Genomic DNA, 25,331 nt, shown 5'->3' with positions numbered 1-25,331 from the left:
GCCGCATTCGTCGCGGCACCCGATCACACTTCGAATTGGGGGGTCTGGAACTCGCGCAGATCGTCATCATCGTTGCGCACGACGAGGCGGATGCGTGACACACCGGGTTTGACACCGTCGAACGCGAAGCGACCGTGCTCGCCGAGCTCGGCCGACCACTCCCGATCGCCCTGGACCAGGCGGACGGCGAGCGCCGTCGCATCGACCCATCCGTCGATGCGGCGATGATCGTCTTCGGGGGCGGTCACGTGCAGCAGCACGCTCGTGTCTCCGTCGCTGAACTGCAGCGTCAGGGTGTCCGTGTCGCCACGCACGGCGGCGAGCTCACCCGCCACGAGTGTCAGCAGCGCGTACTCGCGCGACAGGTCCTCGACCGCGACGGCAGCGACCATTCGGTCGACGAGATCGGCCGGTGCGGGGTCGATCTCCTCCCACATGGCGCGCATTCGGGCGAAAAGTGCCGCATCCGCAGCGAAGTCTTCAGTCTCCATCGGAATCCCCTCCCCAGCCGTCGCCCTCGAGGAGGGCGCGGAGTTTGCCGAGGCAGCGCTGACGCGTCGGCCCGATCGAGCCGATCGGCATCGCCATGTCCTGCGCGATGCGTGCGTAGTCGGGGCGCTCCTCGAATGCCACGATGCGCAGCAGGCGCTGGCACCGATCATTGAGCTGTGCCACCGCGAGCCACAGACGATGGGATTCGTCCTCGGTCGCGGCGGTCTGCTCTGCGGACTCCTGGGCGGGAAGATGCGGTTCGAGGCTCTCGGCTTCGGTCGGATCGGCACGGCGCTGGAGCTTTCCTACACGCCACGCTTCGCGACGGGCGACCATCGTCAGCCACCCTGACACCGCCTGCGGCTCCGTGATCGACTCGTGCCTGCGCACGAGCGTGAGCCACGTCGTCTGCACGACGTCCTCGGCGAGCGCACGGTCCAGGCCGTACGCGCGCACCACATGCCACAGCAGCGGCGTCATCAGCCGAACGAGATCGTCCATCGCCCGCGCGTCACCGTCACGCCACTTCAGGAACATCGCCGCAGCGCGCTCCCAGCGTGTCGGCTCGGCGGAGTCGACTGAAGCCTCGGCGCCCCCATGCGTCATAGCGCCCATTGTGTCCACATCTGGAGGAGCGCGAAAGGACATGGCTGATACATCGGCGCCCCGGCCCTTTACACTCGCACCATGACGACGGCGCCGCTGCTCTATGTGTGCGTGCGGCCGCAGCAGGGCGCGGCTGCCATGGAGTACGAATCGTTTCGCGTCGCCGCGCACCTGGAGCCGTCCCAGCTCGTCCAGCTCGACCTCGTGCGCGACCCTCTGCCCGAGGACGTGTTCGAGCGCTACAGCGGATTCTTCGTCGGCGGCAGCCCGTTCAACGTGACCGATCCCGAGTCGACGAAGACTCCGGTGCAGCGCCGGCTCGAGGGCGACCTCGAGCGGATCGCGGATGCCGCAATCTCGGCATCGGCCGTCGCGCCGGTCGCCGCCTTCTTCACCTGCTACGGCATCGGCGTGGTCACGCGCATGCTGGGCGGCGAGGTGAGCCGCGCCTATCCCGAGGACACCGGCCCGGTCACGATCGATCTCACGGCCGAAGGCGAGAGCGATCCCCTGCTGGGCACGCTGGCGCACCGTTTCACCGCCCTGACCGCGCACAAGGAGGGTGCGGCGGCCGTGCCCGAGGGCGCCACGCTCCTCGCGACGAACGGGCAGTGCCCCGTGCAGGCGTTCCGGGTGGGCGATCGCCTCTACGCGACGCAGTTCCATCCTGAGCCGACGACCAAAGCGTTCACCGAGCGCATGGCGGTGTACCGGGACGACGGCTATTTCCCGGCGAACGACTTCGACACGGTCGCCGGACGCGTGCTCGCGGCATCCGTCACCGAGCCGGTGCGGCTCCTGCGCGCGTTCGCCCGCGAATTCGGTCCCGTCTGAGCTAGGCGCCCGAAGGCGGGTGCCGGAGGAGTTCGATGCGCTCGTCGAGATATGCGGCGAGCGGCATGTAGCTCCCCGCCGCGCTCCAGCGCACGCTCGGCGTGCCTTCGATCAGGGCGAGCGGGCCGGACGCCGCCCCGCTGTCCACCTGATCGGCGTCGAGCACCGTCCAGCCGATGTGCACCGGCTCACCCTCCGCGAAGCCGCCCCGGCGGGCGGCTGCCGCCAGTTCGGCGCGTCGGCGCTGCGACTCGGCAGTGAAGCCGCGCCTGACCTCCTGCCGCGCGCGCACGATGTCGCCGGTGGCCAGCACTCCGTCGTCGACGAGCAGCAGCACCCCGAGGTGCCAGGCCGCGCCGCGCCGCACGATCCGCGTCGAGCGGCCGACACCGAGCACCCGTCGCGGCACGATCATTTCGCCGAGCGCCTCCTGCGGCGCATCCACCAGCTCGGCGCGCGCGTCGGCGAGCAGCGCGCTCGTGCTCACGCCAGGTCGTCCTCGAGCGGAGCCGTCGCCCGCACCGTGCGCTCCCCGCGGAGGGTCATCGCGATCAGGGGGAAGAGCAGCACCGACAGCATCCCGGCGCCGACGAGCACCGCTGCGCCGGCCGTGGACAGGACTCCCTCGTCCACGCCGATCGCGGTGACCGCCACGATGATCGGCAGGCCCGTCGCGCCGAGGAACGCGACCGAGAGCCGTTCGCGACCGCTGGAGCCCACCGGCGCGGCCAGCATCGACGGCAGGCCGCGCACGACGAACAGCGCCACGACCAGCAGCGGCACGACCGCCAGCAGGAGCGGCTGCGCGAGCAGCGCGGCCAGATCGAACGTCACTCCGGTGTAGACGAAGAAGACCGGCACCAGGAAGCCGAAGGCGACGGCCTCGACCTTGCTCTCGACGACCTTGCGATCGGACTCGTCGGCATCCCGCATGAGCAGTCGCCAGACGACGCCCGCGGCGAACGCGCCCAGGAGCATGTCGAGATCGAGCAGGATACTCAGCGCGACCAAGGCCGAGAGGATCAGGAACACGACGCGGATCGCGAACTGCCCCGAGGTGTGCAGCGTCCCGCTGACCACCCGGTGCATCGCACCGCGGGGCATCTTGAAGGCGAGGAAGATCGCGAGCCCCGCGACCACTGCGAAGATCACCAGCACGACCGCCTCGATCCCGGGGTTGCTGGCCCCGAGGAAGATCGAGATCGCGATCAGGGGTCCGAACTCCCCGACGGCGCCGATCGCGCCGATCGCCTGCCCGAACGGTGTGCGCAGCTCGCCGGCGTCGCGCAGGATCGGCAGGATCGTGCCGAGCGCGGTGGAGCACAGGGCGATCCCGACGACGATCGCGATCTCACCGGGATAGACGAACCAGACCACTCCGACGCCGATCGCCAGACTGATCAGCCAGCCGAAGAGGGCGAACCGCCCGGTGCGGCCGCGGAACGCGGTGAACTCGATCTCGGACCCGGCGACGAAGAACAGCATGGCCAGACCGAACTCCGACAGCGCGCCGACGAAGTCGGACGGCACCGCCCAGCCGAGCAGCGACGGACCGAAGAGGATGCCGAGTGCGAGCTCGAACACGACGACCGGGATGCGGACCCAGCGCCCCAGGCCACGGGTCAGCAGCGGCGCCAGCACCGCGAGCAGCGGGATGACGAGGAGGGTCGGCTCGAGCTGGTCCACGGGTTCACCGTATCGACTCGGACGCCCGGGAGGTATCAGCCGATCACGGCACCACTCGGTCGAGCCACGCCGTCAATCCGGGGATCGCGAGGTAGGCCACCGTGCCGTGCGTCGCGAACGGGATCTCCTGATAGGTCACGTCGATCCCGAGCGAGGCCTCGTGCTCGACGAAGTCGGTCGTATCCGTGGGAACCACCAGTTCGTCGTCGAGCCCCTGTGCGATGAACAGCGGCGCGTCGAACGCCGTCGAGCCGGCGGAGTTGTCGGCCAGGAGGGTCTTCCACGGTTCGGTGGTGGTCGGATCACTGGAGGTGAAATCGCCGACGAGGGGCGCTCCGATGCGATGCAGCTCGGTGATGTTCGCGAGCAGGCAGAGCTGATTCATCTCGGGCACGATCTCGAGCGCATCCGGGGTGAGGATGCTGTCGAGCTTCGCCGCGGGATACACCGAGGCGAACGCCGTGAAGGCGTACGAGCCGATCGTGACGCCTGAGATGTCGTCGAGGTGCGCGCTCATCAAGTCGATGAGGTCGGCGGCCGGAGCTGCCGCGGCCACTGCCTGGATGTCCAGCTCGGGGGCATAGCTCGGGGCGCGCTCGGCGGCGAACAGCACGGCCTGGCCACCCTGCGAGTGGCCCCAGAGGATCACGCGATCGCTCGCATCCGCATCCGGCACCGCCCGTGCGGCGCGGACCGCGTCGAGCACCGCGTTGCCGCCGGTGATACCGACGAGATACGAGTCGGGACCGTCCGTCCCCATGCCCACGTAGTCCGTCGCGACGACCGCATAGCCGCGATCCAGCAGAGCGCGGAGCCCTTCGATCAGCACGAACGGGTCGAATCCGTACGACGGGGCGCACTCGCGCGCGGCGCCCGTGGTGGGGTGCGCCCACGAGACCACGGTGCGGCCCCCCGGCGGGGCCGGAGCGAGCGGCACGACGAGCACGCCGGTGGCGACCACCGCGTCGCCGTTGAGGTCGGTCGTGCGGTACATGATCCGCCAGGCGCGCGCAGCCAACGGCGCCCCGAGGAGCGGATCGAGCTTCACGATGGACCCAGGCTCGCCGTCCGCGGCATCCGCCGGCTGCTCGTAGAACGCGTCGATGCCGGGCCGCTCGAGGGCGTCGCCGCCGATGCGCAGGGCCTCGACCGCCACCACGCCGCCGGCGACCGCCAGCACGGCCGCGACGAAGACCGCGGCCCAGCGGAAGCCTGGTCTCACGCTGCGACCTGACCGCGGTCAGTCATCGAGCGGCTCGACGGCGATCACGGTCGATGACCAGGGGCAGTAGATGTCGCTGGTCAGGGTTCCGTCCTCCACGTACTCCGGCAGACCGTCGCAGACCTCTGTCGTGAAGTCGGCGAACTCGAGCGTCTCGGGGTCGATGTGCCAGCTCCACGGCTCGTTCACCGAGGGGTCGTCGCGCACGATCGTCCCCACCGGGATCGCCGGCACCTCCTTGCCCGCCATCAGGTCCTTGGCGTGCTGCACCAGCTCGGCGGTGACGAGCTCGATCTTGAAGGTCTGGCCCTCGACATCGAAGGTCGCGACGCTGGGCACATCGCTGCTCGGGCCGGCGCAGCCGCTCACCGCGAGGGCTGCGGCGGCGAGCGTCAGAGCCGCGAGCGCTCGTCGCGGGGAGCATCCTCGGCGGGCCGTCATTCCAGTGCCTTCCGCGCCTTCTCGGCTTCGTGCTCGGCGGCGCGAGCGCGTGTGGCGGCGTCCGCCCTCTGGTCATCGAGGTGCTCGGTGTCGCGATCGACCTTCTCGACGTCGCCTTCCAGGCGCGCCAGCTCGCCGCGCAGGTCGTCGATGCGCTCCCGCAGGTGGTCTCCGCGCTCGCGTGCCTTGGCGAGCTGCGCGTCGATCTTCGCGAGTTCGCGGTCTGCCTCACCCGCTGCCCGCTCCGCTTCCCGCAGCGCCTTCTCCGCCGCCTTCCGCGCTCGGCGCTCGGCGAGGTCGTCGCGACTGGGCGGCGGCGCGTCGGGGACGCCGGGGAGGCTCCCGCCGACCGCATCCGAGACGTCGACCGGATCGAATCCGGACGCCTCGAGCGGGCGCACCAGGCGCGCTGTCATGACGGCGGCCGCGGCCGCGGCATCCATCACGGCCGCGTTGATCGTCTTCTCGACGTCGGCGCGCGCCGCGGCGCTGATCGTCACGCCCTTGTCCTCGGCCAGACCGACCGCCTGGGTGGCGAGCGCGGCCACGAGGGCGCGGCGCTGGCGGCTCAGGCGCGCGAGCTCGGCGGCGTCCAGGTCGTCCTGCGCCTCGCGCAGCGCACCGGCCAGTTCGAGCGCTTCGGCCAGCTGCCCGTCGCGGGCGAGCAGATCCACGGCCCACGCCGAAGCGGTCGGCTTGCGGAGCGCTTTCACGCGCGCGGCGAGGGAACGGTCGGATGCCGCGGCACGGGCGTTGCGCGCCTCGGTGAACGCGTCGGGAGCCAGGGCATACAGTTCCACCGCGATCGCGTCGACCTGTGCGACAGCGGACTCTTCGGCGGAAGGTGGCACGCGTCCATTCTGGTGGGCAGGTCGGCCCGGCCGCGACATCTCCCCCCGAGCCGCGGAAGACTCGCCGCCCCACGAGGCCGCGCGCTACAAAGGACACATCCGTCCAGTGCTGGGGAGCCTCATGTATTTCGTCTTCGTTGTGTTCACGACCGTCCTCGCTCCGCTCGTCTCAGGGGTCATCGCGGGATCGATGACCGAGTGGGCCGGCGGTGCGCTGCACGTGTTCGGGGTCTGGTGGGTCTTCTGGGGGATCGGCGTCCGCCTGTTGGCCGCAGGCGTGAGCCAGATCCTGCGCCCGCAGTTCACGAGCAAGGAGATCCTGCACATCGACGCCCCGGAAGCAGCGCAGATCGTGCAGGAGCTCGGCTTCATGAACCTCTCGATCGGCCTTGCGGCGGTGATCAGCGTCTTCGTGCCGGAGTGGGCACCGGCCATCGGCTTGGCAGGCGGCGGCTTCCTGCTGCTCGCAGGCCTTCGTCACCTTCCGAAGAAGGACAAGAGCGCGAAGGAGTGGGTCGCCTGTCTCACCGACCTCCTGGTGGGCGTCGTCGGTGTCGCGTTCGCCGTCGGCTCGCTCCTGGGCGCCGCCTGAGTCGTCCTCAGATCGCGACCATACGGCCGTGCCCGGCGGGGCCGTGCAGTTCGCGGTGCAGGCGCTGCATGCGCTCATCGAGCTCGGCGGCCGTGTCGGCGGCATCCTTCAGGCTGCTGAGGAGCTCGCCGGGCACCTGCCGGTCGTACTTGTAATAGATCTTGTGCTCGAGGCTCGCCCAGAAGTCCATCGCGATCGTGCGGAACTGCACCTCGACGGGCACCGCGACCCGGCCGCTGGAGAGGAAAACGGGCACCTCGACGATCGCGTGCAGGCTCTTGTAGCCGTTCGATTTGGGCTCGGCGATGTAGTCCTTCACCGCGACGACCGTGACGTCGTCCTGCGCGGTGAGCAGGTCGAAGAGCCGGTAGGCATCGGTCGTGAAGCTGCAGGTGATGCGGACCCCGGCGATGTCGGTGATCGCCTCGCGGATCGAGGCGAAGTCCGCGTCGATCCCCTTGCGGACGACCTTGTCGACGAGGCTGTCGGGAGACTTCACCCGGCTCGAGACGTGCTCGATCGGGTTGTAGTCGTGCATGTAGAGGAACTCGTCGCGGAGGATCGCCACCTTGGTCTCGATCTCCTGCATCCCGAAGCGGTACTCGAGCAGGAACCGCTGCATCTCGTCGCGCATCGCGCGGAGCTCATTCGTCGAGAAGGTGACCTGATCATCGTCGGTGTCTTCGAGGGGCATGCCTCCGACGCTATGGCCCGGGGCTACGAGATCACTGTGAGAGCCCGGCCGCCCCTCTCGTGCAGCCGGCCCCCTCGTTCAGCCGTCACCCGTGCACGCGATCACCGCGCGAGCGCGTACCGCGGTGACGGATGAACCGGAGGATCAGGCGCCGGAGGCCGACGCGGCGACGACGGATGCCGCCTGCCGTGCCGCACCGAGTGCGACGTACTCCCCCGGCGCGGGCACTTCGACCGGCACGCCGAGCACGAGCGGGGCGATGACGCGCACGGCCTCAGACTGCGCACCGCCGCCGATCAGCAGCGCACGCCGGATCGGCACTTCCAGCCCGCGGAGTGCTTCGAGTCCGGCGCCGAGTCCGCCCAGCATCCCCTCCACCGCCGCCCGTGCCAGGTTCTCGCGGGTGGTCGAGGCGAGGGTCATGCCGGTCAGGGAAGCCGTGGCCTCGGGCAGATTCGGTGTGCGCTCACCCTCGAAGTAGGGCACGAGCTGCAGCCCCGCCGCGCCGGGCTCCGCAGCCAGTGCGAGACGGCTGAGCTCGGCGTGGTCCACACCGAGCAGGCCGCCGATCGCGGTCATCACGCGGGCGGCGTTGAGCGTCGCGACCAGCGGCAGGAAGCGGCCGGTGCAGTCGGCGAAGCCGGCGACGGTGCCGGTCGGGTCGATCGTGCGCTGCTCGCTGACCGCGAAGACGGTGCCGCTCGTGCCGATCGAGACCACGACGTCACCCGGCCCGGCACCCAGGCCCAGGGCGGCGCCGGCGTTGTCGCCCGCTCCGCCGCCGACGCGACGGCCCGCCTCGTCCTCGACCCATTCCTGCGGTCCGAGGACGCGCGGCAGGATCGCATCGTGCCCGAGCGCGGCCACGAGCAGGTCGCGGTCGTAGCCTCCGGTCGCAGGATCCCAGTAGCCGGTGCCCGAGGCGTCGGAGCGGTCGGTGACGAGCTCGGCGAGCACCGGACCGAGCGGCGACTCGTCCGCGGGTCCGAAGCCGCGAAGCCGCCACGTCAGCCAGTCGTGGGGCAGTGCGACAGCGGCGACGCGCGCGGCGTTCTCCGGCTCGTGGTCTCGCAGCCATCGGAGCTTCGTGATCGTGAAGGAAGCTACCGGAACCAGGCCGGTGCGCTGGGCCAGCGCTTCGGCACCGAACTCGGCGATCAGGTCCGCCGCCGCACCCGCGGAGCGGGTGTCGTTCCACAGCAGCGCGTCGCGGATGACCCGGCCGTCCTCGCCGAGGACGACCATGCCGTGCTGCTGGCCGCCGATCGCCCACGCCGCCACGTCGCCGAGGCCCCCGGCATCCGCGATCGCCGCCCGCAGGGCCGACCACCATGCGCCGGGATGCACCTCGGTGCCCTCGGGGTGCGACGCGCGCCCTTCGCTCACGACGCTGCCGGTCTCGGCATCCGTCAGGACGACCTTGCACGACTGCGTCGACGAGTCGACTCCTGCCACGAGCGTCATCGCTGCTCCTTCGGTGTGTGCCCGGCCGGTTCCGGAATCATCCCTCTGTCGACTTGCCGTATATGCATGTCGCCGCACGGCGTGTCGCCTACATATACGGCAAGTCGACCAGAGGAGGGGTGTCAGCGAGCGCCGAGCAGGTGCTCGGTCGCGAGCTGCTGCAGGCGGACGAAGCCGAAGCCCTTGCCGCCCAGGTAGACACTCGGGTCGAAGTCCTCGTACGCCGACCGGTCGGCGAGGAAGTCGTCGTACGTCTCGCCCGGGTTCAGCGTCGGCACCGAGAGCTCGTGCACGCGCGAAGCCTCGAGCGCCTCCTGCACCTCGGGGTCGGCGCGGAAGGCGGCCGCGCGCTCCTTGAGCAGCAGGTAGGTGCGCATGTTGGCCGCCGCAGAGTCCCAGACGCCGTTCTCGTCCTCGGTGCGCGAGGGCTTGTAGTCGAAGTGACGGGGGCCGTCGTAGGCCGGCACTCCGCCGGGGCCGCCGTTCTCGAGCAGGTCGACGAGGGCGAACGCGTTGTGCAGGTCACCGTGGCCGAACACGAGGTCCTGGTCGTACTTGATGCCGCGCTGTCCGTTCAGGTCGATGTGGAAGAGCTTGCCGTGGTACAGCGCCTGGGCGATGCCGGCGGCGAAGTTCAGCCCCGCCATCTGCTCGTGGCCGACCTCGGGATTCAGGCCCACCAGCTCGGGGCGCTCGAGCGAGTCGATGAACGCGATCGCGTGACCCAGCGTGGGCAGCAGGATGTCGCCGCGCGGCTCGTTGGGCTTGGGCTCGATCGCGAAGCGGATGTCGTAGCCCTTGTCGGTGACGTAGTCGCCCAGGAGGTTGACGGCCTCGCGGTAGCGCTCCAGCGCCTGGCGGATGTCCTTCGCGGAGTCGTACTCGGCGCCCTCGCGGCCGCCCCACATGACGAACGTCTTCGCGCCCAGCTCGGCACCCAGATCGAGCTGACGGAACACCTTGCGCAGCGCGAAGCGGCGCACGTCGCGGTCGTTCGAGGTGAAGCCGCCGTCCTTGAAGACGGGTGCGCTGAACAGGTTCGTGGTGACCATCGGGATGATCATCCCGGTGTCGGCGAGTGCGCCCTTGAGGCGGTCGATCTGCTTCTGTCGCTCGGCGTCGGTCGACCCGAATGCGAACAGGTCGTCGTCGTGGAAGGTGAGACCGTACGCGCCGAGCTCGGTGAGCTTCTCGACGGCGTGAACGACGTCGAGGGGATGGCGGGTCGGTCCACCGAACGGGTCGGTGCCGTTGTAGCCGACGGTCCAGAGTCCGAACGAGAACTTGTCGGCGGTGGTGGGGGTGGGCATGACGCTCCTTCGCGGGAATTGTTGCTGAAAACAACCTATAGCAGATCGGATGCCGCGTCCACCGCGAATCCGCATCGGATTCGTCGCGGAGAGGAGAGGGGTCGGGCATCCCTCGACGGCAGCGCGCGGCCGCACGCCGAAACCGGATTGTTGTCGGTCGCAACGTATAATTCACGCGTGACCCGTCCCGCCCATCTCGCTCGTCGGCGAGTTCCGCGCGCACCGGCGGCATGAACGAGACGGTCGGCAGGCGCCAAGCGAATCTCTCGCGATTGCTGCGGCTCGTCCATCTCGAAGGTCCGGTCTCCCGCGCGACGCTCACGTCCGAGACGGGGCTGAACCGCTCCACCATCGCGGATCTGGTCGGCGACCTGGTCTCGCTCGGCGTCGTCGAGGAGCGCGCGCCCGACCCCAGCCGGCGCGTCGGCCGCCCTTCGCCGCTGGTGAGCGCGCACCCCCGGGTCATTGCCATCGCGGTCAACCCCGAAGTCGATGCCCTCGAGCTGGGCGCTGTCGGGCTCGACCGCACCGTTCGGCGACGCGAGCGCATCGAGATGGCGGGGCTGATCGGGCCCGAGCAGACCGCCCGCATCATCGGCGAGCGCATCGCGGCGTGGCGCAGCGAAGAGTTCGCCGATGCGGCGATCGCCGGAATCGGCGTCGCCGTGCCGGGTCTCGTTCGCGCAGCGGATGGGCTCGTGCGCGACGCCCCGCACCTGTCCTGGACGGATGTCGCATTCCGGGAGCTCATCGAAGCCGCGACGGGGCTGCCCGCTGTCGTGGGCAACGACGCCGCGATGGGCGTCCTCGCAGAGCACCTGTTCGGCGCCGCGCAGGGCATCGATGACGTGGTCTACCTGAACGGCGGCGCGAGCGGCATCGGCGGTGGTCTGATCGTGCAGGGGATCCCGGTCGCTGGCGCGTCGGGGTACTCGGGGGAGTTCGGCCAGAATCGGCCAGGCATCGCGTCCGCGGCTGATCGCCGCGCCAACGACGGCGTGCTCGAAGACGAAGTCAGCCGCGCGAGGCTGCTCGCGTGTCTCGGCCGGGCCAACGTCGACGAGCCCACGCTCGCGCGGCTCCTCGCAGCGACGCAGTCCCCCGACGTGCTCGATGAGATCGCCCGGCAGCGCCGCATCCTCGCGACGGCACTGGCCAACGCGGTCAACGTGCTCAACCCCGCGGTCGTGATCCTCGGCGGATTCCTCGGGATGCTGGCGGCCCACGATCTCGAAGGCTTCCGGCTGGCTGTGATCGCGCAGACGATGCACGCCAATGGCGAGGAGCTCGAGATCCACCCCGCGGCACTCGGGGAGGATCGGCTGCTCATCGGCGCGTCCGAGGCGGCGTTCGCCGAGCTTCTGGCAGATCCCGCCGGCGTCGCGCTGCGGTGAGCCCGGCTATGCGGGCGGCGCCGTCGTCCCGCGCGTCACGAGCCGGGTCGGGAGCTTCAAGTGCGTGGCCGCGGGTGTCTCACCCTGCATGAGCGACAGCAGCATCCGGGCGGCCTCCGCTCCGAGCGTCTGCATCGGCTGACGGACCGTCGACAGCGCGGGGGTCGCCGCGGACGCTTCGGGCACGTCGTCGAATCCGATGATCGACAGGTCCTGCGGGACATCCAGCCCGAGCTCCGCAGCGACCTTCATGATCTCGAGCGCCGAGATGTCGTTGGCGGCGAAGATCGCCGTCGGCCGATCGAGGCGGCTGAGCATCTCGAGGGCGGCGACCCGCACCGCATCCTGGCGGTAGCTTCCTGATCCGACGAGCGCGGGGTCGACGGGAAGCCCGGCATTCACCAGCGCACGCCGGTAGCCCGCGTCACGCGCGATCGACGAGCGCAGGTCGGTTCGGCCGGCGATGAAGCCGATGCGGGAGTGGCCGAGTTCGATGAGGTGGCGCGTCGCCTGGTGCGCGCCGCCGAAACTGTCGCACTCGACGGTGGGCAGGTCGGCCGGCCCCGCGTGCGGGTCGATGGCGACGAGGGGGACATCCGTGCTGACATTGACGACCGTCGGAGTCACCATGATCGCGCCGTCGATGAGCGTTCCGCTCAGGCGGGACAGCGAACGCCGCTCCCAGCCCTCGGCGGTCCCATGGGAGCCCGAGTACGCGAGCAGGTCGTAGCGCGAGGCGCTCAGCGCCTGGCCGACGCCCTTCAGGATCTCGGCGCTGAACGGCTCGAAGTCGGCCACGAGCACGCCGATGACCCCCGTTCTGCGGGAGCGCATGCTGCTCGCGATGAGGCTGGACTCATAGCCGAGCTCCGCCACGACCGACAGCACGCGGTCAACCGTCTCAGGGGCGACTCCGTACCGGCCGTTGACCGCCTTGGAGACGGTCGCCACTGAGACTCCTGCTGCAGCGGCGACATCCATGATTGTCGGACGGCGCTCCATGATCTCGAAAGCATAACGGGTTAGAAACCGTTTTCGAAAACGTTTGACAAAGATTTGTTGTGGACGCACACTTTTCCTGCTCGGACAGCACGCCGAGTTTGCGCGGTCCCGACCGCGCTGACCACCGGCACCCCGGAGCAGGGGTGCTCCTCGAAGAAGAGAACGGGAATCACATGAAGCGCAACAGGATCCTCGCCGGGTCCGTCGCACTCGTCGTCGGCGCATTGGCGCTCGCCGGCTGCAGTGGCGGCGGCTCCAACGAGAACAGTGACGGAACCGTCGAGATGACGCTGTGGCAGAACTCGACGACAGGGCCGGGACAGCAGTTCTGGAAGGACGCGATCGCGGCGTTCGAGGAGGAGAATCCGAACGTCACGATCAAGATGCAGTCCGTCCAGAACGAAGACATGGACGGCAAGCTGCAGACGTCCCTGAACGCCGGCGACCCGCCGGACATCTTCCTCCAGCGCGGCGGCGGCAAGATGGCGGCCATGGTGCAGGCCAATCAGCTCATGGACCTCACCGGCAAGATCACCGGCGAGGCGGCGGAGAACATCCCGGAGGGCTCGTTCAAGGCCGAGACCTACCAGGACAAGCTCTGGGCGATCCCGTTGTCGGTGCTGCCCGGTGGCATCTTCTACAGCCAGGACCTCTACGAGGCCGCAGGCATCAGCGAGACGCCGAAGACCATCGACGACCTGGTGGCCGCGAACGACAAGCTGAAGGCGACGGACGTCGCTCCGCTCGCCCTCGGAGCGAAGGACGCCTGGCCTGCGGCGCACTGGTTCTACTGGTTCGCCCTGCGCGAGTGCTCCCCCGCGACCGTGGAGGCGACCGGCGACTCGAAGGACTTCAGCGACCCCTGCTGGCTCAAGGCCGCGCAGGACCTCGCCGACTTCAACGCGACGCAGCCCTTCAACGAAGGCTTCCTCACGACCGCTGCGCAGCAGGGCGCCGGCAGCTCGGCCGGTCTGGTCGCCAACCACAAGGCGGGCGGCGAACTGATGGGCGCTTGGGACCCGGGCGTGATCGCCTCGCTGACGCCCGACGAGAAGCCGCTGCCGGATCTCGCCTGGTACCCGTTCCCCGAGGTCCCCGGTGGGGATGGTGAGCCCGGCTCGATGATGGGCGGCGTCGACGGCTACTCCTGCTCCGCGCAAGCGCCGAAGGAATGCGTCGACTTCCTCAGCTTCGTCGGCTCGGACGCTCAGCAGACCGCGTACTACGAGGCGTTCTCGTCCCCGCCGGTCAACACGGTCGCGCAGGAGGCTGTCACCGAGCCGTACCTGATTCAGATCCTCGAGGCCTACAACAAGGCTCCGTTCGTCTCGCAGTGGCTCGACACCGTGCTCGGTCAGAACGTCGGCAACGCGCTGAACGTGTCGGTCGTGTCGCTGCTGGCCGGGCAGAGCACGCCGCAGCAGATGATCGACGAGGCCAACGCGGCCGGGGCGAAGGGCTAGGAACACTTCCCATGCATGCAAGCGAGACACCGAAAACGGACGATCGCCCGGAGACGGATCTCGCGCAGCGCGCCGGGGGCGGTGGCGTCGAGTCGCCGCCCTCGGCACCGCGGCGCCGCCGACCCCGGGGCATCGGATGGTCGGGCCGATTCGAGATCGCCCTGCTGGCCGGGCCGGCGATGATCGTCTTCATCGGCTTCGTCATCTTCCCGATGGTCATGGCGGCCTACTACGGCTTCTTCAGATGGCAGGGCTACGGACCGCCGACGGACTTCGTCGGCCTGCAGAACTACTTCCTGATCCTGACCGACCCCGACTTCCAGGAAGCGCTCGGCCACAACGCGTTCATCGTGGTGATGTCGATCGTCATCCAGGGACCTGCGGCCCTGCTGATCGCATTGCTGCTCAACCGCAAGATGCGGGGGCAGTCGATCATCCGGGTGCTCATCTTCGCGCCCTACGTGATCGCCGAGGTCGTCGTGGGTACCGGCTTCGCCCTCCTGCTCGCGACGAACGGCGCTCTGAACGGAGTGCTCGAGAATCTCGGGCTGTCGGGACTGGCCCGCGACTGGCTGGCCGACCCCAGCATCGCCATCTGGACGCTCATGGCGATCCTCACGTGGAAGTACGTCGGCTTCGCGGTCATCCTGTTCCTCGCGGGGCTCCAGAGCATCCCGGACGAGCTCTACGAGGCGGCCGCGATCGACGGCGCGAGCTACTGGCAGATCCAGCGGCGCATCACGATCCCGCTCCTCAGCCCGACCCTGCGCATCTGGGTGTTCCTGTCGATCATCGGGGCGCTGCAGCTGTTCGACCTGGTGTACATCATCTGGGGGCAATACGTCGCACCGGTGGCGGGCACATCCACGATGGCCACCTACATGGTCTCCAACGGCCGCAACGCAGGAAACTTCGGCTACGGCAACGCCGTCGCCGTCGTCATCTTCCTCATCTCCCTCATCGTCGCCTTGATCTACCAGCGCTTCGTGCTGCGCCGCGACACCGCGGGGGCGCTCACTGAAAGGACCACCCGATGACCGCCGCCTTGGCGACCATTGAGCTGCCGCCACCACGACGTCGGCCCATGCAGGCCGGTACGCCCGCCGTGTACTTCGTCGCGCTGGTCGTGATCGCGCTCATGCTGGGTCCGATCATCTACATCATCCTGGGTGGATTCCGCTCGAATTCGCAGATCACGGCGGATCCTGGGGGGCTTCCCGACCCATGGGTCTGGACGAACTACTTCGAAGTGCTGACCGGCGGCGTCTTCTGGCAGCTCGTGCTCAACTCTGCGATCGTCGGAGTCGCGACCACTGTGGGCGTCATCCTGCTCGGCCTGATGGCGAGCTACGTGCTCGCGAGGTACCGCTTCCGCGGTCGTGGGGCGATGTACGCGCTGTTCGCGGCGGGACTCATGTTCCCGATCACGGTCGCCATCACGCCCCTCTACATCGTCGTGCGCGACCTCGGGCTCATCAATTCGCTCGTCGGCGTCATCCTTCCCCAGATCGCGTTCGCACTGCCGGTGACGATCATCATCCTGGTGCCGTTCCTGCGTGCGATCCCCGACGAGATCGAAGAGGCGGCGTTCATCGACGGCTGCAGCCGCCTGGGATTCTTCTGGCGCATGGTGCTTCCGCTGGCGATTCCTGGCGTCATCACGGTCGGAATCCTCGCCTTCATCGGCAGCTGGAACAGTTATCTCCTGCCGCTGTTCCTGCTCAACGACAATGCGAACTTCACGCTGCCACTGGGCGTCCAGGCGTTCTCGTCGCAGTACTCGCAGGACACCGCGAAGGTGCTCGCGTTCACGTCGCTGTCGATGATCCCGGCGCTGGTCTTCTTCAGCCTCTTCGAGCGACGCATCGTCGGCGGTCTGACGGGGGCGGTCAAGGGATGAGCGAGGTCCGACTCCCGCCGGTGTCCGGGCGGGTGCAGTCCCTGCACGAGCGAATGACCCTCGACGAGAAGCTCGCTCAGCTCGTCGGGTACTGGGTCGACCAGGGCGATGAGCTCGTGGCGCCGATGGCGGGCGAGATGGCGACGTCGACGAGATACGAGGATGCGACGGCGCACGGCATCGGACATCTCACGCGCGTCTACGGCACTCGACCGGTCGATCCGGTCGAGCGCGCCGCGTGGCTGTGGGCGGAGCAGCGCCGGCTCCGCCAGGAGACCCGGCTCGGCATCCCGGCGATCGTCCACGAGGAGTGCCTCACGGGGCTTGCCGCGTGGAAGGCCGCGACATTCCCGACTCCGCTCGCGTGGGGTGCCTCGTTCGACCCCGCCCTGGTCGAGGAGATGGGCCGTCTCATCGGGGAATCCATGCGGGCGCTCGGCATCCATCAGGGTCTCGCACCCGTGCTGGACGTCATCCGCGACCCACGTTGGGGGCGGGTCGACGAGTGCATCGCCGAGGACCCCTACGTCGTCGGCACGATCGGCACCGCATACGTGCGCGGACTGCAGGATGCCGGCATCCACGCGACTCTGAAGCACTTCGTGGGGTACTCCGCGTCGCAAGGGGGACGCAACCACGCGCCCGTGCACGCGGGCGCCCGCGAGCTGGCCGACGTGCTGCTGCCGCCGTTCGAGATGGCCGTGCGCGACGGTGGCGTGCGGTCGGTCATGAACTCGTACGCGGAGATCGACGGGGTGCCGGCCGCGGCCTCGCAGGAACTGCTGACGGACATACTGCGAGGCCAGTGGGGCTTCGACGGCGTCGTGGTCTCCGACTACTTCTCCGTGGCGTTCCTGCACACGATGCATGCCGTGGCCGAAGACCTGGGAGAAGCGGGTGCGCTCGCACTCATGGCGGGCATCGATGTCGAACTGCCGACAGGCGATGCGTTCACGGCGCCCCTGGCCGCCGCTGTGCGGGAAGGTCGCGTCGACGAAGGGCTCGTCGACCGCGCGGTGCTGAGGGTGCTCAACGAGAAGGAGGAGCTGGGCCTGCTCGACGAGAGCTTCGACCAGCCCCCCACCGAGATCGACCTCGACACGCCGGCTCATCGAGAGGTCGCCCGTCGCCTCGCCGCCGAGTCGATCGTCCTGCTCTCCAATGACGGCCTCCTGCCGCTCGATCTTCGCGGCGGCGCGCGGATCGCCGTGATCGGTCCCAACGCGGATGCGCCGGAGGCGCTCATGGGCTGCTACTCGTTCGTCAACCATGTCCTGGCGCATCACCCCGAGGTGCCGCTGGGCTTGGAGCTGCCGAGCGTTGCGGACGCGATCCGTGCAGAACTGCCGGATGCCACGATCGAGGTGGCCGCCGGGTGCCAGGTGACGGGCGATGACGACAGCGGCATCCCGGCCGCGGTCGCGGCGGCGCGCGCAGCCGACGTCGCCATCGTCGTCGTGGGCGACCGCGCGGGCCTGTTCGGCCGCGGGACGGTGGGCGAAGGCAACGACGTCGAGGACCTCGAGCTTCCCGGCCTGCAACGCCGGCTCGTGCAGGAGGTCGTGGAGACGGGCGTGCCGACGGTCATGGTCGTGCTCTCGGGGCGTCCGTACTCGATCGGCTGGGCCATCGCCGGACCGACGGCTCCGGCCGCGGTCCTCCAGACCTTCTTCCCGGGAGAGGAGGGCGGCGCCGCGATCTCCGAGATCCTCACCGGCCGCACCGCCCCATCCGGACGGCTTCCGGTCTCCCTGCCTCGATCGGCGGGAGCGCAACCCTACACGTACCTGCATCCGATCCTGGGCGGCGCGTCCGAGATCACGAGCGCCGACAGCACTCCGGTACTGCCCTTCGGTCACGGCCTCACGTACACGTCGTTCGAGCACACCCGTCTGACGGCCCCGGCCGAAACGTCGACGGCTGCGGACTTCGCCGTCACGGTCGAGGTCCTCAACTCCGGCGATCGCGCCGGAGTCGACGTCGTGCAGCTGTACGCACGCGATCCGTATGCGAGCGTGACACGTCCCGTCGCGCAGCTCGTCGGCTACGCACGCGTCGCCCTCGAGGCAGGCGAGCGGACCGTCGTGCGGTTCCAGGTGCCGTCGGCCCGTCTCGCATTCGCGGATCGACGCGGGGTCCGCATCGTCGAGCCCGGAGACGTCGAACTCTGGGTCGGCGCCTCCTGCGAGGACCGGGAGACGTCGGCAACGATGCGCTTCATCGGCCCCGTGCACGAGGTGACTGCGGCCGACGGCCGCACGGTGTCAGTGGCCGTGGCGGCTCCGATTCAGGCATAGGCCGACTTCGCCAGACGCGCACCGCAGACGGACGGTGGACGGTCCGCCGGATCTGCACGAGGATCCGGACGGACCGTTCTGGCCGTGCGGTGATCGCGCCGGTATCGTCGGTAACGATGCCCGACGGAAGGTCCCACATGTCGATCTCGACCGAACGAACGACCCGCACCGACGCGGAGCTTCAGGAGATGGCCCGCGACCACCTGTGGATGCACTTCTCCCGTCAGTCGGTGATGACCGAGGGTCCGGGTGTGCCGATCATCGTCAAGGGCGACGGTCACCGCATCTGGGACTCCAACGGCAAGGAGTACATCGACGGGCTCTCCGGCCTGTTCGTCGTGAACGCCGGTCACGGTCGCCGTCGACTCGCCGAGGCCGGCGCGCGGCAGGCCGAGCAGCTCGCGTTCTTCCCGATCTGGTCGTATGCGCACCCCGCCGCGATCGAGCTCGCCGACCGCATCGCCCACCTCGCGCCGGGCGACCTCAACCACGTGTTCTTCTCGACCGGGGGCGGTGAAGCGGTAGAGACCGCGTTCAAGCTCGCCAAGCAGTACTGGAAGCTCGCCGGCCAGCCCACCAAGCACAAGGTGATCTCTCGGTACATCGCGTACCACGGCACCCCGCAGGGCGCGCTCGCGATCACCGGCCTCCCCGGGATGAAGTCGATGTTCGAGCCGGTGACGCCCGGCGGCTTCCGGGTGCCGAACACCAACTACTACCGCGCGGGCGAGATGGGCTTCACCGGCGGAACCGAGGAGGAGTTCGGAGTCTGGGCGGCCGATCGCATCGAGGAGATGATCAACTTCGAGGGACCCGAGACCGTCGCGGCGATCTTCCTCGAGCCCGTGCAGAACTCGGGTGGGTGCTTCCCGCCGCCCGCGGGCTACTTCCAGCGGGTGCGAGAGATCTGCGATCGGTACGACGTGCTGCTGGTCTCCGACGAGGTCATCTGCGCGTTCGGTCGGCTGGGGCACTACTTCGGCGCCGATGCATACGGCTACCAGCCGGACATGATCACCTTCGCGAAGGCGGTGACGAGCGGGTACTCCCCGCTCGGCGGCACGATCGTGAGCGACCGCATCTACGAGCCGTTCTCCCACGGGCACGTGTCCTTCCCGCACGGCTACACGTTCGGGGGGCACCCGGTCTCGTCCGCCGTTGCGATGGAGAACCTCGACATCTTCGAGGAGGAGGGTCTCCTGGCGAACGTCCGGGAGAACTCGCCGGTCTTCCGCTCGACGCTCGAGAAGCTCACCGACCTGCCGATCGTCGGGGATGTGCGCGGCGACGGATACTTCTTCGGCATCGAGCTCGTGAAGGACAAGGCGACCAAGGCGACCTTCGACGACGACGAGTCCGAGCGTCTGCTGCGCGGCTTCCTCTCCAAGGCGCTGTTCGATGCCGGGCTGTACTGCCGCGCCGACGATCGGGGAGACCCGGTCATCCAGCTCGCCCCGCCGCTCACGATCGGGCCGGCCGAGTTCGACGAGATCGAGCAGATCCTGCGCGGCGTGCTCACCGAGGCCTGGTCGCGGCTGTAACACCACGACGTCGGGGAATACCCACGGAACGGCGGCGTTCCACCCCCGCATGACACGTTTCGGAATCATCGGCGCAGGACACATCGGTTCGACCCTGGCTCGCGGTCTCGTCGACCGCGGCTACGACGTGACGATCAGCAACTCGCGGGGACCCGAGTCGCTGGCGCCCCTCATCGCCGAGCTCGGCGAGCGGGCGACCGCGGGGACCGCTGCGGATGCCGCAGCCTTCGGCGATGTCGTGATCGTGACCGTGCCGCTCAAGGCCTACCAGGACGTGCCGGTCGCTCCGCTCGCCGGCAAGATCGTGCTCGACACCAACAACTACTACTGGGAGCGCGATGGCCGCATCCCCTCGCTCGACGAGAAGGTCGCCACCACCAGCGGACTCCTGCAGGAGCACCTGCCCGAGTCGAAGGTCGCCAAGGCGTTCAACCACATCACCTCCAGCCAGATCCTCACCGACGGCAGGCCCGCCGGCACCGCTGACCGGCGCGCGCTCGCGACGGCCGGCGACAGCGACGAGGCGACCGCATTCGTCACCGCGCTGTACGACGAATTCGGATTCGACACGGTGAACGTGGGCCCCCTCGAGGACAGCTGGCGCGTCGAGCGCGACCAGCCCGCCTACGTCGTTCGCCAGACCCGCGACGAGCTGGTGGACAACCTGGCTCTCGCCACACGCTGACCCCTCGCTCGACCGCGGAGGGGACGAGTTTCCACAGGGATGCCGGGGCGCGGTCGTCCGGGGCTTATGGTGGCCACGTGGGCACCATCTACTACGGCGGGTCGGCAACACCGATCCACATCGATGATCGCGCTCTGGCGCACCTGAAGGTCGTCATCGCGACCAAGCTGCGACGAAGCGAGAGTTTCACGGTCACCTGGCGGCATCCCGAGGATCAGCCGCGCGGACGCAGCACGATCTGGCTGCATCCGTCGATCCCGCTGCGCTTCGTCTTCGACGACCCGGAGCCGACCGAGCTGAGCCGCGAGTGGATCGAGGAGCTGGCCAGCTCGGCGAACTCCTCGGGCGGAATCACCCTGATCGCCGAGCACTTCGACACAGGTCCCGTCGATCTCGTCTCGACCGAGGACGCCCACCTGTCCGTGGGAAAGGTCGACGTCGACGAGCTGTCGATCGACAAGCTCACCGTCGCCGGCACCGAGGTGCCGATCAGCGGCGTGACCACCGAGCAGAATGTGCTCGAGACGGCCGAGACTCCGATTCAGCCGGCCGACTGAGTCTCTTCGACCGGCGCGTCCTCTGCAGGCTCGGTCGTGATCGTCAGGCCGTTCGGGCCGCTCGCGGCCTGCATCAGATCCTCGATCCATGCGCGATTGATGCGAGGCTGACGGCTGCCGAAGAAGTGGAACTGGATCGGCACCGACGGGTGCATCCAGAAGCTTCGCCGACCGCTGCCGTCACCGACCTCGACGTCGAACATGAACGCCTCGGTGCGCCGGAGCTTGTTCATCACGACGATCCGCAGATGGGCCAGCGTCCGATCGTCGATGTCGACCGAATTCGCCATGGTGTCGTAGATGAACCTGCCCATGCACTGAGCCTACCCGCGGACCTCCTGCGCGTGGGGTCAGCGCGGTGCGAATGCCGCGCGGAACAGCGCGCGCGCACGACGTGCGACCTCGGGGCGCTGTGCGGGATCGGCCCGGGCGAGCTCCGTCGCCAGCATCCCGGTCGCCATCATGACATCCTCGACCTCGACATGGGCGCCCACATGGCCGAGGGTCCGCTCGCGGGCGAGCAGCCGCTCGGCGACACCGTAGAAGCGGATGCCGAGCGGCGCGACCCGGGGATCGTGCACATCCGCGGTGATGAGATCGATGAATGCGGTCGAGACCATCGCCTGCGCCACCACGCGGTCCAGCAGGTCGTCGATCGTGCGTTCGGGCGATGCCGTGAACTCCTCCAGGTCGATGAGATTCTCCTCGAACACCGCGACCGCGAGGGCCTTTCGGTCGGGGAAGTGGCGGTAGAGGCTCCCCTGCCCGACCCCGGCCCGTTTCGCCACTGCGCTGAACGGTGCGTTCAGACCATCGTCGGCGTACACCTCCCGCGCGGCGGCGATGAGCGCTGCCCGATTTCCGGGACCCGCGGCGGGGCCGCGGTTCGGGCGCTTCGGATCTGGTTCAGGGGTCGGCACGGGTGTAGCCTAATACCGGACATGGTTGTCCGGTAGAAAGGAACACATCATGGGCACCGCGCCTCTCACTGCAGACTCCTCCATCGCCAAATGGCTGGACGACCCGGTCGGCAACGCCATCCTCACCGACATGCTCGCTCAGGGCGGCCAGTCGCCCGAGGTGTTCGCACCGATCAAGCGGCTGGCGATCAAGCGGCTCGTGAAGATGAGCCGAGGTGCGTTCACGCAGGAGATGCTCGACGACCTCGTCCGCCGCGCCGCCGCCGGCGATGTCCCGGCCGGTGCGGATGCCGCTCCCGAAGCCCCCGCGGAGCCCTCAGCAGCTGACGCCGTCACCCTTCGCGAGTGGACCGAGCGCATCGACCAGGGGCGCTTCACGGGTCAGACCGTGATCGTGACGGGCGCCGGCTCCGGCATCGGCCGCGCGACCGCATCCCGCATCGCCCGCGAGGGCGGCCGCGTGATCGCCGTCGACGTGAGCCAGGAGCGCCTGGACGAGTTCGTCGCCGAGCACGCAGGAGCCGACATCGTCTCGCTCACGGCCGACATCACCGACGACGCCGGCGTGGCCCGCATCATCGAAGCGGCCGGCGACACGATCGACGGGCTCGCGAACATCGCCGGGATCATGGACGACATGACCCCGGTCGGCGACGTGACGGATGCCGTCTGGGATCGCGTCTTCCGGGTGAACGTCAACGGCACGATGAAGCTCATGCGCGCCGTGATCCCCGCGATGCTCGCTCAGGGCGGCGGTTCCATCGTGAACACGGCCTCCGAGGCGGCACTCCGCGGCTCCGCGGCCGGAGTCGCCTACACGGCCTCGAAGCACGCGGTCGCGGGGCTCACCAAGAGCAGTGCGTTCATGTACGGCCCCTCGGGCATCCGGGTCAACGCGGTGGCGCCGGGCCCGACGATCACGAACATCGAGGCGAGCTTCGGCTCCCCACTCGGCGCCGAGCGGATCCAGACCGCCATGGCGGTCATGCCCGATCCGGCCGAAGCCGACGCGCTCGCGGCATCCATCACGTTCCTGCTCAGCAACGACGGCGTCAACGTGAACGGGATCATCATGGCGAGCGATGGCGGCTGGTCGGCGGCATAGCCGGGATCAGACAGGGGCGCGGCGGCGCATGATCGAACCCGCGACCACAGTCGCCGCGAGCACGACGGCGGCGAAGACCAGCAGGACGGCCACGGGCGGCGCGAAGGCCAGCGCGATGCCGACTGCGAGCACCGGGATCACCGGACCCGCGTACGCGATCAGGAACAGCAGTGCGAGCGTCTCACCGGAATGACCCGGTTCGGCGATGCCGAGTGCGGTCGCGATCGCGCCGCGGAAGAGGACGCCGACACCGAGTCCTGCGATGACACCGCCGCCGAGGAACAGGGCGACCTGCGGAAGCAGGGCGCCGACCGCGACGAGTGTGAGGCCCACCGCGCAGGCGGCGATCGCGATCGTGAGCTGAGTTCGCAGGCGTCGCGAGGCCAGTGCGAGCTGACCTACTGCGGCGGAGGCGAAGATCGCGAAGACGGCGACTCCGGCGAGCAGGTGGTCGCGGTCGCCGAACGTCCCTGCGAGGAAGGTCGGCACCAGGGAGCTGAAGAGTCCGAAGACGGCGAATCCCGCGAACGCGCCGAACGCCGCGACCAGGAAGATCGTCCGATTGGCGCGCGGCACCGAGAGCTTCTGGGGCCGGTAGCGGGGCCGCTCGTTCGGCGGCACGACCGTCTCGGGCACCATCAGGAGCGCAAGCGCGCAGAGGATGAGCAGCACGAGGAAGAGGATGTGCGGGATGACGAGCGGATCGGGGAGGAACTCGGCGAGGAGTCCGCCGACGAGCGGACCCAGCGCCAGGCCGCCGAGATTGGCCCCGCCGGCCACCGACGTCGCGAACGCGATGCTCTCCTGCGGCTTGGCGATCGCGCGCAGCTCCCCCAAGTGCGCGGTCGCGGTCGCCGACAGGATGCCGATGCTCACCCCGTTCACCAGCCGCGCGCCGATGAGCCCGAGCGACTCGGGCCACAGGAGGAACATCAGGGCGGAGAGGATCGAGATCCCGACGGCGACGAGCAGCATCCGCCGTCTGCCGAGCCAGTCGCTCACATGACCTGCGAAGTACAGGCTGAGCATCACTCCGACCGCGTACGAGGAGTAGATCACGGTCACGAGGCTCACCGGGAAGCCGTCGGCCTTCTCGTAGAGCGGGTACAGCGGCGTCGGCACGGTCGAATAGGCCATGGTCGTCAGGAACACGGCCGCGACGATCCAGAAACCGGCTTCGTGCCCGGCACTCGCACGGAACGCGCTCATGCGGGGTCGCCGTCGCACGGTCGCTCGCACATGAGTCCGATCGTAGGCGGCCGGGAGACCTCGCGCAGGGCCCGGCCCCACCGGCAATCCACCAGCGCGGACCGCTCGCTGGTTCGAGCGGTCCGCGGGGTCGAGCAGGGCCGATCAGGGGACGTCGGGCTCGTTCGTCACGACCTCGTTGGTGAGGCCGCCGCGGGCGAAGTCCTCGCCCCGAGTCGCGGCGTCGTCGATCGCACCCTGATCCAGCACGACGTTGTTCGTGCTGGTGAGCTGATTCACGACCTCCTGCAGCGCGGCGACCTGGCCGGACAGCCTGGCGATCAGGTTCTGGTTGTGCGCCACGATCGGCAGCACGCCGTAGTTGAACACCGAGACCTGGCCGTCGATGGTCGCTCGACCGCCGGACCAGATGCCTGCGTGGGTGTTCATGATCGCGTTGCGCACCGTGGTGAGCAGAGCCCGGTCTTCGTCGTTGAACATGTCATCCTCCATTGCAAAACCTGCGGGCCCGGTCCTGTTGAGCCCGACGAATCGTTCGAAATCATCCGTTCCGGAGATCCCCGGAACCGGTGGGTTGTCTTCTCCCCGCGCACGCCAGAACGTCCAGTGCAGATGCGGGCCGAAGAAGGTCTCACTGCCGTTCGCAGATGCACCCGAGAGGCCGATCACGTCGCCCTGTCTGACGCTCTGCCCCTCCCGCACATGGATCTCGGAGAGGTGCAGGGCACGATGCCAGTCGCCCCCGGTGCGCAGCATGATCGTTCGACCTCCGCCGCCTGACGGCGAGTCGTGGGTCTCGACGATGACTGCATCCGCCGGCGCATGCACCGCGGTGCCCGATCCGCAGCCGTAATCGACGCCGGGCTCGGTTGAGGGCGTGGGTCTGTCTATGTGCCCCTGCCAGCTGTCGGAGATGAAGATGTCCCCGACGGGTCGGATATATGCCATTGGCTCCTCCCTCGTTCGATGAGCCGTGCGGTCGCGCGGCTGTCTTCGGTGGAGAGGCTAGACCCGCCGTCAGTGATACACGAGGGGTCCGCGCGCAGGCTCACTGCCGCGCACGGCC

The 25,331-nt window shown here is 69.0% G+C and carries 25 protein-coding genes and 1 pseudogene; 11 read left to right on the top strand and 15 right to left on the bottom strand.

The annotated features are described in order from the left end of the window. Positions 1 to 23: 23 nt before the first annotated feature. Entirely contained in the window at positions 24 to 491 is a 468-nt protein-coding gene (locus BM349_RS04290; RefSeq protein WP_091703388.1) for a hypothetical protein, read from the bottom strand. Further along, on the bottom strand, positions 481 to 1,098 hold the full coding sequence (locus tag BM349_RS04285; RefSeq protein ID WP_091703385.1) for an RNA polymerase sigma factor: 618 nt from the start codon (positions 1,096 to 1,098) through the stop codon (positions 481 to 483). Before BM349_RS04285 ends, BM349_RS04290 begins: the two co-directional genes overlap by 11 nt. A gap of 81 nt (positions 1,099 to 1,179) precedes the next feature. Between BM349_RS04285 and BM349_RS04280 the strand changes: the two genes are divergently transcribed. Further along, positions 1,180 to 1,932, top strand: a complete 753-nt coding sequence (locus BM349_RS04280; RefSeq protein WP_091703381.1) for a glutamine amidotransferase-related protein — start codon at positions 1,180 to 1,182, stop codon at positions 1,930 to 1,932. Between the two features lies 1 nt (position 1,933). On the opposite strand, the gene BM349_RS04275 is transcribed toward BM349_RS04280, so the two are convergent. Genes BM349_RS04275 through BM349_RS04255 form a run of 5 tightly spaced genes read right to left on the bottom strand, consistent with a single transcriptional unit; the run spans position 1,934 to position 6,132 of the window. Continuing rightward, positions 1,934 to 2,419 (bottom strand): glutaminase, encoded by a 486-nt coding sequence (locus BM349_RS04275; protein WP_091703376.1) that lies wholly within the window; start codon positions 2,417 to 2,419, stop codon positions 1,934 to 1,936. Continuing rightward, positions 2,416 to 3,618: a cation:proton antiporter gene (locus BM349_RS04270; RefSeq protein ID WP_091703373.1), complete on the bottom strand. Its 1,203-nt coding sequence runs from the start codon at positions 3,616 to 3,618 to the stop codon at positions 2,416 to 2,418. Before BM349_RS04270 ends, BM349_RS04275 begins: the two co-directional genes overlap by 4 nt. A gap of 43 nt (positions 3,619 to 3,661) precedes the next feature. After that, positions 3,662 to 4,840 (bottom strand): alpha/beta fold hydrolase, encoded by a 1,179-nt coding sequence (locus BM349_RS04265; protein WP_091703370.1) that lies wholly within the window; start codon positions 4,838 to 4,840, stop codon positions 3,662 to 3,664. An 18-nt stretch (positions 4,841 to 4,858) separates the two neighbouring features. After that, positions 4,859 to 5,281: a BP74-related protein gene (locus BM349_RS04260; RefSeq protein ID WP_091703366.1), complete on the bottom strand. Its 423-nt coding sequence runs from the start codon at positions 5,279 to 5,281 to the stop codon at positions 4,859 to 4,861. After that, positions 5,278 to 6,132 (bottom strand): transposase, encoded by an 855-nt coding sequence (locus tag BM349_RS04255; RefSeq protein WP_091703363.1) that lies wholly within the window; start codon positions 6,130 to 6,132, stop codon positions 5,278 to 5,280. Before BM349_RS04255 ends, BM349_RS04260 begins: the two co-directional genes overlap by 4 nt. A 121-nt stretch (positions 6,133 to 6,253) precedes the next feature. Here BM349_RS04255 and BM349_RS18710 point away from each other — a divergent pair, with 121 nt between their 5' ends. Further along, on the top strand, positions 6,254 to 6,724 hold the full coding sequence (locus BM349_RS18710; RefSeq protein WP_091703358.1) for a DUF6790 family protein: 471 nt from the start codon (positions 6,254 to 6,256) through the stop codon (positions 6,722 to 6,724). Positions 6,725 to 6,731: 7 nt separating this feature from the next. On the opposite strand, the gene BM349_RS04245 is transcribed toward BM349_RS18710, so the two are convergent. The 3 genes from BM349_RS04245 to xylA all read right to left on the bottom strand — a co-directional run bounded on the left by BM349_RS04245 (position 6,732) and on the right by xylA (position 10,192). Continuing rightward, positions 6,732 to 7,418 (bottom strand): GTP pyrophosphokinase, encoded by a 687-nt coding sequence (locus BM349_RS04245; RefSeq protein ID WP_091703355.1) that lies wholly within the window; start codon positions 7,416 to 7,418, stop codon positions 6,732 to 6,734. Positions 7,419 to 7,562: 144 nt separating this feature from the next. After that, entirely contained in the window at positions 7,563 to 8,882 is a 1,320-nt protein-coding gene (locus BM349_RS04240; RefSeq protein WP_091703350.1) for a xylulokinase, read from the bottom strand. Between the two features lie 122 nt (positions 8,883 to 9,004). Further along, positions 9,005 to 10,192 carry a xylose isomerase gene (gene xylA / locus BM349_RS04235; RefSeq protein ID WP_091703346.1) on the bottom strand — a complete coding sequence of 396 codons (1,188 nt, stop codon included), beginning with the start codon at positions 10,190 to 10,192 and terminating at the stop codon, positions 9,005 to 9,007. A gap of 230 nt (positions 10,193 to 10,422) precedes the next feature. Here xylA and BM349_RS04230 point away from each other — a divergent pair, with 230 nt between their 5' ends. After that, positions 10,423 to 11,586 carry an ROK family protein gene (locus BM349_RS04230; protein ID WP_091703342.1) on the top strand — a complete coding sequence of 388 codons (1,164 nt, stop codon included), beginning with the start codon at positions 10,423 to 10,425 and terminating at the stop codon, positions 11,584 to 11,586. 6 nt (positions 11,587 to 11,592) lie between these two features. Here the strand turns inward: BM349_RS04230 and BM349_RS04225 are convergent, their stop codons facing one another. Next, positions 11,593 to 12,588, bottom strand: a complete 996-nt coding sequence (locus BM349_RS04225) for a LacI family DNA-binding transcriptional regulator (RefSeq protein ID WP_091703338.1) — start codon at positions 12,586 to 12,588, stop codon at positions 11,593 to 11,595. A gap of 173 nt (positions 12,589 to 12,761) precedes the next feature. Here BM349_RS04225 and BM349_RS04220 point away from each other — a divergent pair, with 173 nt between their 5' ends. From BM349_RS04220 to BM349_RS04190, 7 genes and pseudogenes are all read left to right on the top strand, one after another. Beyond that, the gene (locus tag BM349_RS04220) at positions 12,762 to 14,051 is read left to right on the top strand and encodes an ABC transporter substrate-binding protein (protein WP_091704919.1); all 1,290 of its coding nucleotides are present in this window, start codon (positions 12,762 to 12,764) and stop codon (positions 14,049 to 14,051) included. Positions 14,052 to 14,062: 11 nt separating this feature from the next. Continuing rightward, positions 14,063 to 15,088 carry a carbohydrate ABC transporter permease gene (locus BM349_RS04215; protein ID WP_091703334.1) on the top strand — a complete coding sequence of 342 codons (1,026 nt, stop codon included), beginning with the start codon at positions 14,063 to 14,065 and terminating at the stop codon, positions 15,086 to 15,088. Then, positions 15,085 to 15,951, top strand: coding sequence for a carbohydrate ABC transporter permease (locus BM349_RS04210; protein ID WP_091703330.1), 867 nt, complete (start codon positions 15,085 to 15,087; stop codon positions 15,949 to 15,951). The genes BM349_RS04215 and BM349_RS04210 overlap by 4 nt, the downstream gene beginning before the upstream one ends. Next, entirely contained in the window at positions 15,948 to 18,248 is a 2,301-nt protein-coding gene (locus tag BM349_RS04205; RefSeq protein ID WP_091703326.1) for a beta-xylosidase/alpha-l-arabinosidase, read from the top strand. The genes BM349_RS04210 and BM349_RS04205 overlap by 4 nt, the downstream gene beginning before the upstream one ends. 137 nt (positions 18,249 to 18,385) lie before the next feature. Further along, positions 18,386 to 19,789, top strand: a complete 1,404-nt coding sequence (locus BM349_RS04200) for an aspartate aminotransferase family protein (RefSeq protein WP_091703323.1) — start codon at positions 18,386 to 18,388, stop codon at positions 19,787 to 19,789. A 49-nt stretch (positions 19,790 to 19,838) separates the two neighbouring features. After that, the gene (locus BM349_RS04195) at positions 19,839 to 20,474 is read left to right on the top strand and encodes an NADPH-dependent F420 reductase (protein WP_091703319.1); all 636 of its coding nucleotides are present in this window, start codon (positions 19,839 to 19,841) and stop codon (positions 20,472 to 20,474) included. A 77-nt stretch (positions 20,475 to 20,551) separates the two neighbouring features. Then, a pseudogene (locus tag BM349_RS04190) lies at positions 20,552 to 20,842 on the top strand (hypothetical protein); the annotation flags it as partial. A gap of 173 nt (positions 20,843 to 21,015) precedes the next feature. On the opposite strand, the gene BM349_RS04185 reads toward BM349_RS04190, so the two are convergent. Then, positions 21,016 to 21,345 carry a DUF7882 family protein gene (locus tag BM349_RS04185; RefSeq protein ID WP_091703314.1) on the bottom strand — a complete coding sequence of 110 codons (330 nt, stop codon included), beginning with the start codon at positions 21,343 to 21,345 and terminating at the stop codon, positions 21,016 to 21,018. A 36-nt stretch (positions 21,346 to 21,381) separates the two neighbouring features. After that, on the bottom strand, positions 21,382 to 21,951 hold the full coding sequence (locus tag BM349_RS04180; RefSeq protein ID WP_091703309.1) for a TetR/AcrR family transcriptional regulator: 570 nt from the start codon (positions 21,949 to 21,951) through the stop codon (positions 21,382 to 21,384). Between the two features lie 49 nt (positions 21,952 to 22,000). On the opposite strand from BM349_RS04180, the gene BM349_RS04175 reads away from it, so the two are divergent. Next, entirely contained in the window at positions 22,001 to 23,056 is a 1,056-nt protein-coding gene (locus BM349_RS04175) for an SDR family NAD(P)-dependent oxidoreductase (protein ID WP_091703307.1), read from the top strand. 6 nt (positions 23,057 to 23,062) lie between these two features. Here BM349_RS04175 and BM349_RS04170 read toward each other — a convergent pair whose 3' ends face one another. Together BM349_RS04170 and BM349_RS04165 are read right to left on the bottom strand one after the other, a co-directional pair. After that, entirely contained in the window at positions 23,063 to 24,346 is a 1,284-nt protein-coding gene (locus BM349_RS04170) for an MFS transporter (protein WP_368086663.1), read from the bottom strand. A 63-nt stretch (positions 24,347 to 24,409) separates the two neighbouring features. Further along, positions 24,410 to 25,213, bottom strand: a complete 804-nt coding sequence (locus BM349_RS04165; RefSeq protein WP_091703302.1) for a M23 family metallopeptidase — start codon at positions 25,211 to 25,213, stop codon at positions 24,410 to 24,412. Positions 25,214 to 25,331: the final 118 nt, after the last annotated feature.

It is taken from the genome of Microbacterium sp. cf046 (assembly GCF_900114345.1).
In the GTDB taxonomy this organism is placed as follows: Bacteria; Actinomycetota; Actinomycetes; order Actinomycetales; family Microbacteriaceae; genus Microbacterium.
Note: the sequence above shows the minus strand (reverse complement) of the source record. Positions and strands in the feature narration are given on the sequence as shown.

Excerpts from the sequence above, each read along its gene's own strand:
- BM349_RS04225 (WP_091703338.1), bottom strand. The coding sequence starts at position 12,588 with ATGGAGCGCCGTCCGACAATCATGGATGTCGCCGCTGCAGCAGGAGTC.
- BM349_RS04280 (WP_091703381.1), top strand. The coding sequence starts at position 1,180 with ATGACGACGGCGCCGCTGCTCTATGTGTGCGTGCGGCCGCAGCAGGGC.
- BM349_RS04195 (WP_091703319.1), top strand. The coding sequence starts at position 19,839 with ATGACACGTTTCGGAATCATCGGCGCAGGACACATCGGTTCGACCCTG.
- BM349_RS04215 (WP_091703334.1), top strand. The coding sequence starts at position 14,063 with ATGCATGCAAGCGAGACACCGAAAACGGACGATCGCCCGGAGACGGAT.
- BM349_RS04285 (WP_091703385.1), bottom strand. The coding sequence starts at position 1,098 with ATGACGCATGGGGGCGCCGAGGCTTCAGTCGACTCCGCCGAGCCGACA.
- xylA (WP_091703346.1), bottom strand. The coding sequence starts at position 10,192 with ATGCCCACCCCCACCACCGCCGACAAGTTCTCGTTCGGACTCTGGACC.
- BM349_RS04245 (WP_091703355.1), bottom strand. The coding sequence starts at position 7,418 with ATGCCCCTCGAAGACACCGACGATGATCAGGTCACCTTCTCGACGAAT.
- BM349_RS04240 (WP_091703350.1), bottom strand. The coding sequence starts at position 8,882 with ATGACGCTCGTGGCAGGAGTCGACTCGTCGACGCAGTCGTGCAAGGTC.
- BM349_RS04175 (WP_091703307.1), top strand. The coding sequence starts at position 22,001 with ATGGGCACCGCGCCTCTCACTGCAGACTCCTCCATCGCCAAATGGCTG.
- BM349_RS04200 (WP_091703323.1), top strand. The coding sequence starts at position 18,386 with ATGTCGATCTCGACCGAACGAACGACCCGCACCGACGCGGAGCTTCAG.
- BM349_RS04205 (WP_091703326.1), top strand. The coding sequence starts at position 15,948 with ATGAGCGAGGTCCGACTCCCGCCGGTGTCCGGGCGGGTGCAGTCCCTG.
- BM349_RS04230 (WP_091703342.1), top strand. The coding sequence starts at position 10,423 with ATGAACGAGACGGTCGGCAGGCGCCAAGCGAATCTCTCGCGATTGCTG.
- BM349_RS04260 (WP_091703366.1), bottom strand. The coding sequence starts at position 5,281 with ATGACGGCCCGCCGAGGATGCTCCCCGCGACGAGCGCTCGCGGCTCTG.
- BM349_RS18710 (WP_091703358.1), top strand. The coding sequence starts at position 6,254 with ATGTATTTCGTCTTCGTTGTGTTCACGACCGTCCTCGCTCCGCTCGTC.
- BM349_RS04185 (WP_091703314.1), bottom strand. The coding sequence starts at position 21,345 with ATGGGCAGGTTCATCTACGACACCATGGCGAATTCGGTCGACATCGAC.
- BM349_RS04220 (WP_091704919.1), top strand. The coding sequence starts at position 12,762 with ATGAAGCGCAACAGGATCCTCGCCGGGTCCGTCGCACTCGTCGTCGGC.
- BM349_RS04290 (WP_091703388.1), bottom strand. The coding sequence starts at position 491 with ATGGAGACTGAAGACTTCGCTGCGGATGCGGCACTTTTCGCCCGAATG.
- BM349_RS04165 (WP_091703302.1), bottom strand. The coding sequence starts at position 25,213 with ATGGCATATATCCGACCCGTCGGGGACATCTTCATCTCCGACAGCTGG.
- BM349_RS04210 (WP_091703330.1), top strand. The coding sequence starts at position 15,085 with ATGACCGCCGCCTTGGCGACCATTGAGCTGCCGCCACCACGACGTCGG.